This is a genomic window from Bacteroides faecis MAJ27 (assembly GCF_900106755.1).
Classification (GTDB): Bacteria; Bacteroidota; Bacteroidia; order Bacteroidales; family Bacteroidaceae; genus Bacteroides; species Bacteroides faecis.
Genome location: NZ_FNNN01000001.1, coordinates 336,346 through 350,207, shown reverse-complemented (window position 1 = coordinate 350,207; position 13,862 = coordinate 336,346). Strand labels below are relative to the sequence as shown.

Below are 13,862 nucleotides of genomic sequence, written 5' to 3'. Positions count from 1 at the left end.
GGGAGTTAGGGCTGAATAAAATACAGGGAGATTATCAACTTCTTGGACAATGCTATCTGACCTCTTGAATGATACCATCTGATCTGCTGAACGGTACTGTCTGACAAATAGGCAAAAGAGTACATCTGTTTTTAGTAAAAAAGGTATGTATCAAAAGTAAATAGATACTTTTAGGTCATCAGATATAAACTTGCTGGTTTGTGCGGGAAGTGTTGATATCCAGTTTGTTATCGTGATTTGTATAAGAAAATGCGGTGATGGTAAAAACTCAAATTCATTTGTCATCACTTTATCGTCACTGCTTGTCGTCACCTAGTTAATGTAATGAATAGCAATAATTTAAATGCTGAAAAACAGCCAAAGTGACGGGTGACGGCAAAAAAAACGTTTTTATCTTCTAAGAATGTATCTTTTCGAACCATTCGGCTCGGATACGAAAAGAATTGGAATTGTTATGATACGGCAAAACATTTTTTTGTTTGGGCTCGTTTATTATATAGCAAACTAAATATATATTCAGTATGAAGTCATTTATTTTAATGGTAATAACTATGGTATGTGCAATCTCGCTGGAAGCGCAGAATAAATCTTTCTACGATTTCAATGTGACGACAATTGATGGTAAGGAATTTCCGCTTTCATCTTTGAAAGGGAAAAAGGTGTTGGTAGTAAATGTAGCTTCTAAGTGTGGATTGACGCCACAGTATGCCAGACTGCAAGAGCTGTATGATAAATATAAGGATAAGAATTTTGTAATCATCGGCTTTCCGGCCAACAACTTCATGGGGCAGGAACCGGGCAGCAACGAAGAGATTGCTCAGTTCTGTTCATTGAATTATGATGTTACTTTCCCGATGATGTCTAAGATTTCCGTCAAAGGCAAAGACATGGCGCCACTCTACCAATGGCTGACGCAAAAGAAGCAGAACGGAAAAGAGGATGCACCTGTCCAGTGGAACTTCCAGAAGTTTATGATAGACGAGAACGGAAACTGGGTTGGCTTTGTTGCACCCAAAGAGAGTCCGTTCTCTGAGAAAATTGTTACTTGGATAGAGGAGTAGGAACGGAAGAAGGATAAAGGGACGGAAGAAGGGATACTTTCTTCAATTCTCCCTCAAAGTTGGGAGTGAAGATGCCTTTACCGAGATTTTCCTTTATTTCTTCGACGGTCCAGAAACGACCGCCGTCCAACTCGTCACTGGGATGTAGCTCACCGTCGTAAACCGTTTTGTGAACGAAGACGAGTTCCTTCTCACGATCCGATTCGAATACATAGCTGGTTAGCAGTTCGGGAGTAAAGTCCGTGATACCTAGTTCTTCGCGGACCTCCCGTTTGAGTGCGATCTCTACGCTCTCTCCCAAATCGACATGTCCGCCAACGGCTGTATCCCACTTCCCCGGCTGGATATCTTTCCATTCCGGACGCTTTTGCAGGTACAAATCTCCTTCCGAATTGAAAACGTGAAGATGAATAACCGGATGCAGAAGCTTGCTTCCGCTATGACATTCTCCGCGTGTAGCGGCTCCGGTGATATTTCCCTGTTCGTCTACGATAGGAAACATTTCTTGATTGTTATCGCCTGGCATTGTAGTCTTTACTTTTTTTTGTTTATGGTATCAGCAAAGAAGAGTCTCCATAGCTCAGGAAACGGAAATCGTGACTCAGTGCATAATCATAAATCGTGCGCCAGTTTCCTTTCACGAAGGCGGAAACCAAAAGTAACAGTGTACTTTGCGGCTGGTGGAAATTAGTAACCATCGCTTTCACTATTTTATACTGATATCCCGGAGCTATAATAATCTGAGTGCTGCTGTGAAGTGCTTCCAACCCGTTTCTGTCCAGATAACCTAATATTTTCTGTAATGCGACAACGGGAGGAATCTGATCATACTTCTCGTAAGGCTGCCATTGTCTGACGTGTAGTTCCTCTTCCGTAGCGTCCGGATTTTCGGCCAATGTCACTCCGATATGATACAGGCTTTCGAGAGTACGTACCGAAGTTGTTCCTACAGCAACAGCGCATCCGTCGTGGTCGATCAGTTTTTTGATAGTTGCCCGATTGACGGAAATGTACTCTGTGTGCATCTCATGTCCTTCTATCTCTTCGCTTTTTACCGGTTTGAATGTTCCGGCACCTACGTGTAGTGTCAGTTCTTCGAGATCGATTCCTTTCTCCTGCAATGCTTCCAGTACACGGGGCGTAAAGTGCAGTCCGGCTGTTGGCGCGGCAACCGAGCCTTTTATTTTGGAATAAACAGTCTGATAGGTTTCTTTGTCGCTCTCTTCCGTGTCCCGATTCAGGTATGGAGGAATCGGCAGTTCTCCGAAGACTTCGAGGATATCGGCGAAGGTTACTTCCGGATTGTTCCAGGAGAAATCGATCCAGTGGCTGGTGCCTCTGCATTCTCCCCGTGTAGCAGTCAGGGTGATTGTGAATCCTTTCACTGTCATCTCCCGCTTCAAGGCTCCGTCTTTCCATTTCTTCAGATTGCCGATCATGCAAAGCCATGCAGCGTGTTCCGTCTGCTGGAAATTTAATACATAATCATTGGGTTGGATCGGTTCCAGGCAAAAGACCTCGATCAATGCTCCCGTTTCCTTCCGGAAGTGCAGGCGTGCCTGAATGACTTTGGTATTGTTGAATACCATCAGACTTCCTTTCGGAAGATAATCAGGCAAAGATGTGAAAACATCTTCGGTAACTTCACCATGGCGATATACCAACAATTTTGATTGGTCGCGGACTGTTAAAGGAAATTTGGCGATTCGTTCATCCGGTAGCGGATAGTTGTATTCGCTGATGTGAATATGTCTCGGGTCTTCTTTCATTCTCGTTTCAATAAAAAAAGCATCAATAACCCATCGATTATTAATGCTTTGTCGGTAGTCGGGATGACAAGATTCGAACTTGCGACCACACGCCCCCCAGACGCGTACTCTACCGGGCTGAGCTACATCCCGAATTGCGGATGCAAAAGTACTGCTTTATTTTTAAAAAGCAAATAAAATAGCCCGTTTTTTTCCATTAGCTGATTTTAGGATATCTTTTTGTTTTCGGGATATAAAGGTCCTGCAGTCTATAATAAATCTAAATAATATAGGTGTTCATAAACTAACATAACAGGGCTTTGTTTATAAAATTAAGTGAATAAATGGTTCGTAATTTCTTTAAAATGAAACCATATTGGCATAGGACAAGTGAGAGTAGTTTTGGATAGTATATTTTTGTATTTAGTTTTATTTAATGAGGGGGTAAATGTGTATAATAAAAATAGAGAAACGTTAGAGGCTTATGTCTTAGGTGATGATTTTAAGTATTTTCAGAATTTGAAGTATCTTCCCCTAAGCACTTATCCTTCTAATATTCAGTCAGCTTTGGTCATATATTGCTTCAGTGGAAAGGCCAGGCTTAATGTATATGATGATTCGCATTGGATACAGCCACAAGAATTAATTATTCTGTTGCCGGGACAGTTCGTTTCATTCACCGAGGCTAGTGATGACTTTCTGACTACCACGCTGGTAGTATCGCCTACAATGTTTAGCGATACATTGAGTGGTGTGCCGCGATTTTCGCCTCATTTCTTTTTCTACATGAGGAGCCATTACTGGTATCCTCAGACGGAAAATGATACCCGGCGATTGATTAACTATTTGGGAATGGTTAAGGATAAAGTGACGTCTGATGATATATACAGGCGTGAACTGATTATCCATTTATTGAGATATCTGTATCTGGAATTGTTTAATGCTTATGAAAAGGAGGCAGCTTTGGTGAACACTCGGAAAGATACTCGCAAAGAGGAATTAGCCAATAAATTCTTTGGACTGATAATGAAGCATTTCAAAGAAAATAAAGACGTAGCTTTCTACGCTGATAAACTGTGTATCACTTCCAAATACCTGACAATGGTGATCAAAGAAGTGAGCGGCAAGTCAGCCAAAGACTGGATTGTTGAATACATCGTGCTGGAAATAAAGGCTTTGCTGAAGAATACGAACATGAATATTCAGGAAATTGCCGTTAAAACAAACTTTGCCAATCAATCGTCATTGGGGCGTTTCTTCAGGAAACATACCGGAATGTCGTTGTCCCAATACCGGATGAGTAACTTAGGATAATATTGAAGATGCTTGTGGGGAATAAAGGCATATGTGGGGAGAGGAGAATGGGAAAGGGAAAAAAGAAATGGGAAACCTTTTAGGGAATCCCATTCTCCTTTATAATTATAAGGTGCCTCAGATTAGACGCCCATACATTCGCGATAGAAGTCGAGCATTTCAAAAATGGTATCTTTATCAGCGGTCTGGTTGATACAAATATCTCCGATCTCTTTCAGTAAAGTGAAATTGACCGTTCCTGAGGTGTTTTTCTTATCATGTTGCATAAATGCGTAAAGTTGTTCGTACTGTTTGCAGTCGAACGCGAATGAGCCATAATTCTCTTTAATGAATTGAATGGTCTGCCGCATTTTGTCTTTCGGGAAGCCTGCTTTAAGGTGCGACAGATAAAGTTCGCAAACGATTCCCCAAGCTACGGCATATCCGTGCAGTACGGGACGATTCTCAGCCAGTGCCAGACTTTCGAAGGCATGTCCTGCCGTATGTCCCAGATTCAGTGCCTTACGGATACCATGTTCAAAGGGGTCTTGCTCCACTATATCTTCTTTTACCTGTACCGAACGTCCTACCATATCTTTGAGGGCTGCATAATCGATGTTATCTGTATCAAAATCCAGCAATTCTACCCAGTGGGCGGTATTGCTGATTAATCCATGCTTTAACATTTCGGCGTAGCCGGAGAAGAAGTTGTGTGCATCGAGACTGCGTAAAAACTCGGTTTCAATCAATACACTGTCTGCCGGGGCAAATGCACCGATTTCGTTCTTCAGTCCGTTGAAGTTGATTCCTGTTTTACCGCCGACGGATGCGTCGACCATGGCCAACAGCGTAGTGGGAATATTAATATAAGCGATTCCACGTTTGAAGGTAGCAGCGGCAAAACCTCCTAAATCGGTTACCATCCCGCCACCAAGATTGATGAGCAATGAATGTCGTGTAGCCCCTTGCTGACTCAGTGCCATCCAGACGGATGCCAGAGTTTCCAGCGTCTTATGCACATCTTCGGCTCCGATATTGATTTCGACAGCATCTTTCAGAAATGATACTTCTTTCAATGAGGGCAGACAAAGACGCTGGGTATGTTCGTCTGTGAGGATGAATAACTTGTCATGCGGACATCTTTCAATGGCACGACCGAGGCTTGTTTCCAAGCTTTCGCAGAGAATGACTTCTTGTTTACTCATGATTCTTTTGCTTTTTCTTGGTGCAAATGTATATAAAATATCTTTTTTTCCTTACTTTTGTCTCATTAAAACGTTTAATTATGAAAGCATTGTTTCCTGTATTTTGTCGTCCTTTGGGATATGTGGTGTTGTTATTGGCTTTGTTTCTTCCTTTTATTTTGGTGATGCAAGGGTTGGTTACCGACCGTAACCTGCTGCTCTACAAGGAATGTACGAAGCTGTTGATGATGGCAGGATGCTTGTTGATAATCTTTGCTTTGAGCAAGAACGAAAGCCGCGAGACGGAGCAGATTCGTAATACGGCTGTTCGTAATGCTGTCTTTCTGACCTTCCTGTTTGTTTTTGGAGGTATGTTGTGGCGTGTCCTGCAAGGAGATGTGATTAATGTAGACACTTCCTCTTTTCTGACCTTTTTAATATTTAATGTGCTTTGTTTGGAGTTTGGTCTTAAAAAAGCGCTTGTTGGTCGATTCTTCAAAAGATAATTTTCTATTAAATTAAACCTTTTACGATTCTATTTGTCAAAAAGACATTGTTATTACTCTACTAATCGTAATTAAGGTAAATGAAAAGATTATCAGCTTGGTGGGTGCTTACATTATTATGCACCTTCTCTATTTTTGCACAGAATAAGGTGATTACTGTTTCGGGTCGTGTTATCGAGTCTGACTCTCAAGAGCCGGCAGCACAGGCTACTGTTCAATTGCTATCATTACCGGATAGCGCTTATGCAGCCGGTATAGCAAGTAGTAATAAAGGGTGGTTTACACTCCCTAAAGTGAAGGCGGGAAAGTATATATTGAAGGTCTCTTACATTGGTTTCCGCACGAAATTTGTTCCTGTACAATTATCCAATAACGTGACTGAAAAGAAAATGGGGAATATCTCCCTGGACCCCGATGCGGTAATGCTGGGTGAGGCTGTGATTACGGCGGAGGCTCCTCCTGTTACAGTAAAAGCCGATACAACGGAATATTCTGCAGCTGCTTACCCTGTACCGGAAGGATCGATGTTAGAAGATTTAGTAAAAAAAATACCGGGTGCTGAAGTTAGTGATGAGGGGAAGATTACTATAAATGGGAAAGAAATTAAAAAGATTATGGTTGATGGTAAAGAGTTTTTCTCGGATGACCCCAAAGTTTCCATGAAGAATTTGCCGGCTAACATGATTGAGAAGGTTAAAGCTTACGATAAGAAAAGTGATATGGCACGTATCACAGGAATTGATGACGGAGATGAAGAGCCCGTTTTAGACTTAACAGTCAAGAAAGGGATGAAGAAAGGATGGATTGGTAATTTGATTGCTGGTTATGGTAGTCAGGATCGATATGAAGGCGGAGTGATGATTAGCCGTTTTAAGGATGATGCCAGTCTTTCAATAATAGGTTCTGCTAATAATACTAATAATAAAGGTTTTTCTGAATTTGGTGATGCCGGACAAGGATTAGGTGGTGGCAATGCCGGTTCTGGTATTACAACAGCACAATCATTAGGTATTAACTTTGCTAAAGATACGAAGAAGCTGCAAGTCGGTGGAAATGTTCAATACGGGCATTCCAATAATGATGCCCGTCGCAAATCTTCTTCAGAAACATTCTTAGGTGAAACTTCGTCTTTTGCTCAAAGTGAGAACTTATCAAATCGTAATCGTCATGATTTCAGGGTTGATTTTCGCTTGGAATGGCGTCCTGATACATTAACTACAATAATTTTTCGTCCTAATGGTAGCTATTCACAAACAGAATCAAGTAATAGCTCTTGGTCAAAAACTGAAAATAACTCTCACAGCCCTGTTAATGAAAGGGAGGCTGCCTCTTCTTCTAAAAGTCATAATGCATCTTTTAATGGTAGTTTAATGGCTTTTCGGAGATTGAATAGTAAAGGACGAAATTTATCTTTAGGAGCACGTTTTGGTTATAGTGATAGCGAATCAGATTCTTATTCCGATTCAAGAACCGAGTTTTTCGAGAAAGACAGTATTTCTGATATTTCACGATATACGGACCGCAATAGCGACAGCCGCAACTGGAGTGTATCTGCTTCTTATACTGAACCTGTTTTTAAGAATCACTTTTTGCAGTTGCGTTATGAGTTTGCCCATCGGAAACAGTTGTCGCAATCATTGGTCTATGATAGTATAAATTATTATCCATATCCGGAGTATATAGAACGTGGATATGATAATGATTTGAGTACGCGTGTGGAAAATTTTTATGATACTCATACGGCAGATGTTTCTGTGCGTGGTATTCATCCTAAAATGATGTATAGTGTTGGAGTTGGATTGACACCTCAAACATCATTAAGTGAAACGACTATTGGGCCTAATTATAAAAAGAATTATCCGGAACAAAATGTATTGAATTGGGCTCCTTCGGTAATGTTTCGCTATATGTTTGATAAGCAGCATGTGTTAATGTTCCGTTACCGTGGGCGGAGTAGTACTCCTAATATCGAGGATTTACAGGAAGTTATTGATATTACTGATCCAATGAATCTGAGATATGGTAATCCAAATTTAAAACCATCATTTAACAACAATTTTACACTTGATTATAGAAAATTTGTACCAGAATCTATGCGTAGCTATACAGCCAATTTATTCTATACGAATACATTAAATTCTGTAGCTAATAGAATGTCATACGACCCTGAAACCGGTGCCCGGGTCTATAAGAAAGAGAATGTAAATGGTAATTGGCAGGCGAGAGGGTATTTTTCTTTCAATACTCCTTTGAAAAATAAGAAGTTTACAATTTCATCTAATACGAATGCAAGATATAGTGATGCAGTAAGTTATACGAGTGTTGGAAATAGTAAGAATGCAGATCAAGAGTTGAGTACAACACATAACTTAGGTTTAGGAGAACGATTTACTGGTAGTTATCGTAGTGAAGTATTTGATTTGTCTCTGAGTGGTTCTGTTAATTATAATTTGGTTCGAAATAGTAAGCAGGAAAATAGTAATCGTGAGACTTTTGATTATTATATTGGAGGTAATACTAATGTAAATCTTCCATGGCAAATCTCAATTTCTACAGATATAAACTGTCGATTTAAAGATGGATACACTGGTGGCTTGAATAATAATGAGGTGTTGTGGAATGCGCAGATCTCAAAGAATTTCTTAAAGAATAATTCAGGAACTATTCGTTTTAAAATTTATGATATCTTGAAACAGCAGAATAGTTTGTCCCGTTCTATAAGTGAAACAATGATGAGTGATACGGAATATAACACTTTGGGAAGCTATTTCATGGTACATTTTGTATATCGCTTTAATACATTGGGTGGAAAAGCACCGGGTAGACGTGGTCCTGGCGGTGGTCCTAGAGGTGGACATGGCTACGGCGGAGGTGGTGTTCGGCCTATGCGTTTCTAAGTTATGAATAACTTTAAATAAAAAAACGGGAAAGTCCTGATAGCAATGGATACAACTTGCTATCAGGACTTTTTTGTTTATCCGATAATTTGCTTTATATTTGTTGTTCAGTATCCATATAAAAAGGAGATTCCTATGATTGATTGGAACATAATAGTTAGCCAGATAGCTACGGTTGCTTTCGACATTGTTTATTTTGGAGCCATTATCAGTACGATTGTCGTTATCATTCTTGATAACCGGAATCCGGTGAAGACTATGGCATGGATACTCATATTACTGTTCCTTCCTATCGTAGGCCTTGTCTTCTATTTCTTTTTCGGACGGAGCCAACGTCGGGAACGTATTATCGGTCAAAAAAGTTATGACCGTCTGTTGAAGAAACCTATGGCGGAATATCTGGCTCAGGACTGTTCGGCTGTACCCGAAGAATATGCTCGTCTTATCCAACTTTTCCAGCATACCAATCAAGCTTTCCCATTCGAAGGAAACCGTATTGCCGTGTATACGGAAGGGTATACCAAACTACAGTCATTGTTGCGTGAACTCCAAAAGGCAAAGCAGCATATTCACATGGAGTACTACATCTTTGAAGATGATGCCATAGGGCGTCTGGTAAGGGATGTGTTAATTGAAAAGGCATCTCAGGGCGTTGAAGTAAGAGTGATTTATGATGATGTGGGATGCTGGCATGTACCTAACCGTTTTTTCGAAGAAATGCGTAATGCCGGTATTGAAGTCAGGAGTTTCTTGAAAGTACGTTTCCCTTTGTTTACAAGCAGGGTCAACTATCGTAACCACAGAAAAATAGTCGTAGTAGACGGGCGTATCGGTTTTGTCGGAGGAATGAACCTGGCAGAGCGTTATATGCGCGGCTTCTCATGGGGAATCTGGCGTGATACGCATATCCTGATAGAGGGAAAAGCTGTACATGGTCTGCAGACTGCTTTTCTGCTCGACTGGTATTTCGTTGACCGTACATTGATTACCGCTTCACGTTATTTCCCAAAGATAGAGTCTTGTGGAAACTCATTAGTACAAGTAGTCACCAGTGAACCTATCGGTCCCTGGAAAGAAATAATGCAGGGATTGACGATGGCGATCAATGGAGCCAAGAAATATTTCTATATGCAAACTCCTTACTTCCTGCCGACAGAGCAAGTGTTGGTTGCTATGCAAACAGCTGCATTGGCAGGGGTGGATATACGTTTGATGCTGCCCGAACGTGCTGACAATCGAATCACTCATCTGGGATCACATTCTTATCTGAGGGATGTGTTGCAGGCGGGTGTCAAAGTCTATTTTTATAAAAAGGGATTTCTACATTCCAAACTGATGGTTTCAGATGATATGCTATCGACAGTAGGGTCTACCAATGTCGATTTTCGCAGTTTTGAGCATAATTTTGAAGTAAATGCCTTTATGTATGATGTAGAAACGGCTCTGGAAATGAAAGAAATATTCCTTCAGGATCAGCGTGAAAGTACACAGATCTTTCTGAAAAACTGGGTAAGGCGTCCGTGGAGACAGAAGGCAGCAGAGTCTGTTGTTCGTTTGTTGGCTCCGCTGCTTTAGAAGAATGTGCTCTTATCTGAAAAGAGAGAAGTTCACACTTCCATATACTCTTCTTTCTATGAAGTGCGGATTTTCCTCAAAGTTGTTTTGCTTTCCATGTTCCAATACGAACAGGCCTCCCTCTTTGAGCAGATTGTTTTTGAATATCAGTTCCGGTATTGATTCCAGCTCCTTTAAAGCGTAAGGCGGATCGGCAAAAATAAAATCGAACTGCTCACGTCCGCTATTGATAAACTTAAATACATCACCACGAATAGGCAGACATTTGTCTGTTTGTACTTCTTTCATTATTTTGCAGATAAAAGAATGGTGAGCCGGGTCTTTTTCGACACTGATCACACGGTCACATCCCCGTGATACCAGTTCGATACTGATACTGCCGGTACCTGCAAACAGATCGAGTGCAGTGACTCCTTCTTCGAAATCGATATAGTTATTAAGTACATTGAACAGATTCTCTTTAGCAAAATCTGTTGTAGGACGTGCTTTGAATGTACGTGGTACATCAAATCTTCTTCGTTTATAAATACCGCTGATTACTCGCATGTTAATAAGGCTTGCATATCAATATTATTGGCAGGATTCATGATGAATACCTGCATGATGAATTTTTTCAATTCGTTCATCAATGTTTCTTTATCTGACAGTGTCCCGGTCAGATGCAGTTCATCCCGTTCCTGATTGAACTCGAGCAGTTTCCATACATACAATAAATAGTAAATACGGTCTTCAGTTTGCATGCATTCGAAGGAGTTGGCCAACAAGAGCTGTCCCCGTTCGAAACAGTAAATGTCAATAGCATCTTTGCGTACTGAAGCATACATTTTCTTACTATTTCCGAGTCTGCTTTTTATGGAAAAATACTCTATAAGTGGGGTAGACTGAGAATAGAAACGGGCTTCGGGATATTGTTCGTTCAGGAAAGCATAGGTGCTTTTGTCTATGCCGAAGATTACGACTACGTTATTCTTCTTCAGAATATTGTAAATCACTGTTTCGTTCTCCCGTTTCTGATGATTGTGATAAAATAAAAGCTCTGCCTGCTCTTCTTCAAACAGTTCCAGTGGTATCATGGTAAAACGCTTGTTTGCCATCATGATATTTACCCGTTTGTAAGAGTAGCTTAAAAAGTCCGATTCGTGGAAAACGTTTTTAAGATTGGCTGTCAGAGACAGAGAGGTGTCTACCTCTTTTTCGAACAGCGACTGTGAATTGTCGTGAATCGGATTGTAGATAGAAAAAGAAAATCCATCCGTACTAAGACGGATGGATAAAGTATATTGTTTTGATTTTGTAAAATCAATCATTATTCCCAGTTACCAGCACCGTTGTTAGGATTGTCAATAGAACCTACCATCAAACCGGAGTATCTGCCCAGTTTTTCGTTCAGGTCTTTCAGATTGATAATTTCTTGTTTGTCAAGTCCGCCCAAGTAAGTTTCATACGGAGCTTTTACTTCGAACAAGAACACAGGAGCACCTGATTTTGCAGTGTCATTTTTAACATTCATTTCAAAAATAGCACCATTTCCGTGAGGAATGTATTTCATTGAATCCGGATTGAAACCTTTTGGGTAAACGGTGTCCATTACGGCTACCCACATGGTGTCACGCTTAAAGTTTTCAAGTCCCCATTTCTTAACTTCATCATATCTGCCTGTCTTCTGAGCTTTGTTGATGATAGCCATTGCTTTCTTTTCAGTCAATCCGTCTTCCAGTTGTTTGTCTGTCAACTGTCCTACTTTCATGACGAAAGGTAATTTTTGATTTTTAACGAAATCGATCAGTGTGTCAAAATGTTCTGTGTACATTCCGTGATGCAACGAACGGTATTCCTGTTGTGCTTTACGGATGTCGATCAAACGGGCAATGACAGCCTGTTCTCTTTCCTTTTTTGCTTTTTCAAAATTGATAGGACCCATAATACTGCTATAGCAAATGTAGATTAATGCAGCAGCACAGAGTACTAATACAATATTAAATACTGTTTTCATGATAAATTATGTTTTTAGTTGTTATATTCGCATCGCAAAAATAGAATAAATAAATTTAAATACGATAGTTCCGGGAACTTTTTTCTCGTACAAAAATGATAAATAACTATTTAGAAAGGCAAATTAAGGAAAATTTTCCTTATCAACCAACTTTTGAGCAGGAAATAGCTGTAAAATCTCTTTCAAAGTTTCTGCTTTCTACACTAGCGGATGAAGTATTTATCCTCAGAGGCTATGCCGGTACCGGTAAAACTTCTTTGGTAGGGGCATTGGTGAAGACGATGGACCAGTTACAGCAAAAGGCTGTATTACTGGCTCCTACTGGTCGTGCTGCAAAAGTTTTCTCAACATATGCCGGTCACCCGGCTTTTACAATTCACAAAAAAATATACAGGCAGCAGTCGTTCTCTAATGAAACCAGTAATTTTTCGATAAATGACAATCTTGCTACAAATACCTTATTTATAGTGGATGAGGCTTCTATGATTTCCAATGAAGGATTGTCTGGCAGCATGTTTGGGACAGGAAGACTGTTGGATGACCTGATACAGTTTGTTTACTCTGGTCAGGGGTGTCGTCTTTTGCTGATGGGAGATACTGCACAGCTTCCTCCGGTAGGTGAAGAGTTGAGTCCGGCACTTTTTGCAGATGCTTTGAAAGGGTATGGACTGGAAGTGCGGGAAGTGGATTTGACACAGGTTGTTCGCCAGATACAGGAATCCGGTATTTTATGGAACGCAACGCAACTGCGTCAGTTGATAGCGGAGGATAATTGCTATTCTTTACCTAAAATAAAGGTTACAGGTTTTCCAGATATAAAAGTGGTGCCGGGTGCAGAATTGATTGATGCAATCACCAGTTGCTATGATCATGACGGTATGGATGAAACGATTGTTATCTGTCGTTCTAATAAACGCGCGAACCTATATAATAACGGAATACGTGCACAGATTCTTTGGCGAGAAGATGAACTGAATACGGGAGATATGCTCATGATAGCCAAAAACAACTATTATTGGACGGAGCAATACAAGGAAATGGACTTCATTGCCAACGGAGAAATAGCAGTGGTACGTCGTGTCCGCCGGACAAGGGAAATATATGGTTTTCGTTTTGCGGAAGTTACTCTCAGATTTCCGGATCAGAATGATTTTGAACTGGATGCTAATCTGTTGCTGGATACATTGCATTCGGATGCTCCCGCATTATCTAAAGAAGATAGTGACAGACTGTTTTATACCATACTTGAAGATTACGCAGATATATCTAATAAGCGGGACCGAATGAAAAAAATGAAAGCAGATCCGCATTATAATGCGTTACAAGTAAAATATGCCTATGCGGTAACTTGTCATAAGGCGCAAGGCGGACAGTGGCAGAATGTTTTTCTTGATCAGGGATATATGACGGATGAATATCTGACTCCGGATTACTTTCGTTGGTTGTATACGGCATTTACTCGTGCCACAAAAACATTATATCTGGTGAATTACCCGAAAGAACAAATTTTATAGACGATTTTTTTGTAAATGGTTGATTCCCAGCTTGAATGTGTGGGGTGTGCTTGTTGTGGAAAAATAAATATGAGATTATATTTATTTTTTT

The 13,862-nt window shown here is 40.4% G+C and carries 12 protein-coding genes and 1 tRNA gene; 6 read left to right on the top strand and 7 right to left on the bottom strand.

Annotation, left to right across the window (positions count from 1 at the left end):
- The first annotated feature begins 521 nt into the window (after positions 1-521).
- Positions 522-1,061 (top strand): glutathione peroxidase, encoded by a 540-nt coding sequence (locus tag BLW31_RS01055; RefSeq protein WP_029425286.1) that lies wholly within the window; start codon positions 522-524, stop codon positions 1,059-1,061.
- Here the strand turns inward: BLW31_RS01055 and BLW31_RS01050 are convergent.
- The 3 genes from BLW31_RS01050 to BLW31_RS01040 all read right to left on the bottom strand — a co-directional run bounded on the left by BLW31_RS01050 (position 1,042) and on the right by BLW31_RS01040 (position 2,962).
- The gene (locus BLW31_RS01050; protein ID WP_010536592.1) at positions 1,042-1,587 is read right to left on the bottom strand and encodes an NUDIX hydrolase; all 546 of its coding nucleotides are present in this window, start codon (positions 1,585-1,587) and stop codon (positions 1,042-1,044) included. The genes BLW31_RS01055 and BLW31_RS01050 overlap by 20 nt on opposite strands.
- A gap of 22 nt (positions 1,588-1,609) precedes the next feature.
- On the bottom strand, positions 1,610-2,830 hold the full coding sequence (locus BLW31_RS01045) for an S-adenosylmethionine:tRNA ribosyltransferase-isomerase (protein ID WP_010536593.1): 1,221 nt from the start codon (positions 2,828-2,830) through the stop codon (positions 1,610-1,612).
- Between the two features lie 58 nt (positions 2,831-2,888).
- Positions 2,889-2,962: transfer RNA gene (locus tag BLW31_RS01040), tRNA-Pro, on the bottom strand.
- A 297-nt stretch (positions 2,963-3,259) separates the two neighbouring features.
- Between BLW31_RS01040 and BLW31_RS01035 the strand changes: the two genes are divergently transcribed.
- On the top strand, positions 3,260-4,123 hold the full coding sequence (locus tag BLW31_RS01035) for a helix-turn-helix domain-containing protein (protein ID WP_010536594.1): 864 nt from the start codon (positions 3,260-3,262) through the stop codon (positions 4,121-4,123).
- A 122-nt stretch (positions 4,124-4,245) separates the two neighbouring features.
- Here the strand turns inward: BLW31_RS01035 and aroB are convergent, their stop codons facing one another.
- Complete coding sequence (aroB, locus tag BLW31_RS01030; RefSeq protein WP_010536595.1) at positions 4,246-5,307, bottom strand: 3-dehydroquinate synthase; 1,062 nt, start codon at positions 5,305-5,307, stop codon at positions 4,246-4,248.
- A gap of 80 nt (positions 5,308-5,387) precedes the next feature.
- Here aroB and BLW31_RS01025 point away from each other — a divergent pair, with 80 nt between their 5' ends.
- From BLW31_RS01025 to cls, 3 genes are all read left to right on the top strand, one after another.
- On the top strand, positions 5,388-5,792 hold the full coding sequence (locus tag BLW31_RS01025) for a hypothetical protein (RefSeq protein ID WP_010536596.1): 405 nt from the start codon (positions 5,388-5,390) through the stop codon (positions 5,790-5,792).
- Between the two features lie 80 nt (positions 5,793-5,872).
- Positions 5,873-8,689, top strand: coding sequence for a TonB-dependent receptor (locus BLW31_RS01020; protein WP_010536597.1), 2,817 nt, complete (start codon positions 5,873-5,875; stop codon positions 8,687-8,689).
- Positions 8,690-8,824: 135 nt separating this feature from the next.
- On the top strand, positions 8,825-10,264 hold the full coding sequence (cls, locus tag BLW31_RS01015; protein ID WP_010536598.1) for a cardiolipin synthase: 1,440 nt from the start codon (positions 8,825-8,827) through the stop codon (positions 10,262-10,264).
- Positions 10,265-10,276: 12 nt separating this feature from the next.
- On the opposite strand, the gene BLW31_RS01010 is transcribed toward cls, so the two are convergent.
- Genes BLW31_RS01010 through BLW31_RS01000 form a run of 3 tightly spaced genes read right to left on the bottom strand, consistent with a single transcriptional unit; the run spans position 10,277 to position 12,257 of the window.
- The gene (locus BLW31_RS01010; RefSeq protein WP_010536599.1) at positions 10,277-10,810 is read right to left on the bottom strand and encodes an RsmD family RNA methyltransferase; all 534 of its coding nucleotides are present in this window, start codon (positions 10,808-10,810) and stop codon (positions 10,277-10,279) included.
- On the bottom strand, positions 10,801-11,571 hold the full coding sequence (locus tag BLW31_RS01005) for a DUF3822 family protein (protein WP_010536600.1): 771 nt from the start codon (positions 11,569-11,571) through the stop codon (positions 10,801-10,803). The genes BLW31_RS01010 and BLW31_RS01005 overlap by 10 nt, the downstream gene beginning before the upstream one ends.
- On the bottom strand, positions 11,571-12,257 hold the full coding sequence (locus tag BLW31_RS01000; protein WP_010536601.1) for a hypothetical protein: 687 nt from the start codon (positions 12,255-12,257) through the stop codon (positions 11,571-11,573). Before BLW31_RS01000 ends, BLW31_RS01005 begins: the two co-directional genes overlap by 1 nt.
- A gap of 95 nt (positions 12,258-12,352) precedes the next feature.
- Between BLW31_RS01000 and BLW31_RS00995 the strand changes: the two genes are divergently transcribed.
- Complete coding sequence (locus BLW31_RS00995) at positions 12,353-13,771, top strand: ATP-dependent DNA helicase (RefSeq protein ID WP_010536602.1); 1,419 nt, start codon at positions 12,353-12,355, stop codon at positions 13,769-13,771.
- Positions 13,772-13,862: the final 91 nt, after the last annotated feature.

Excerpts from the sequence above, each read along its gene's own strand:
- BLW31_RS01055 (WP_029425286.1), top strand. The coding sequence starts at position 522 with ATGAAGTCATTTATTTTAATGGTAATAACTATGGTATGTGCAATCTCG.
- BLW31_RS01050 (WP_010536592.1), bottom strand. The coding sequence starts at position 1,587 with ATGCCAGGCGATAACAATCAAGAAATGTTTCCTATCGTAGACGAACAG.
- BLW31_RS01045 (WP_010536593.1), bottom strand. The coding sequence starts at position 2,830 with ATGAAAGAAGACCCGAGACATATTCACATCAGCGAATACAACTATCCG.
- aroB (WP_010536595.1), bottom strand. The coding sequence starts at position 5,307 with ATGAGTAAACAAGAAGTCATTCTCTGCGAAAGCTTGGAAACAAGCCTC.
- BLW31_RS01025 (WP_010536596.1), top strand. The coding sequence starts at position 5,388 with ATGAAAGCATTGTTTCCTGTATTTTGTCGTCCTTTGGGATATGTGGTG.
- BLW31_RS01020 (WP_010536597.1), top strand. The coding sequence starts at position 5,873 with ATGAAAAGATTATCAGCTTGGTGGGTGCTTACATTATTATGCACCTTC.
- cls (WP_010536598.1), top strand. The coding sequence starts at position 8,825 with ATGATTGATTGGAACATAATAGTTAGCCAGATAGCTACGGTTGCTTTC.
- BLW31_RS01010 (WP_010536599.1), bottom strand. The coding sequence starts at position 10,810 with ATGCGAGTAATCAGCGGTATTTATAAACGAAGAAGATTTGATGTACCA.
- BLW31_RS01005 (WP_010536600.1), bottom strand. The coding sequence starts at position 11,571 with ATGATTGATTTTACAAAATCAAAACAATATACTTTATCCATCCGTCTT.
- BLW31_RS01000 (WP_010536601.1), bottom strand. The coding sequence starts at position 12,257 with ATGAAAACAGTATTTAATATTGTATTAGTACTCTGTGCTGCTGCATTA.
- BLW31_RS00995 (WP_010536602.1), top strand. The coding sequence starts at position 12,353 with ATGATAAATAACTATTTAGAAAGGCAAATTAAGGAAAATTTTCCTTAT.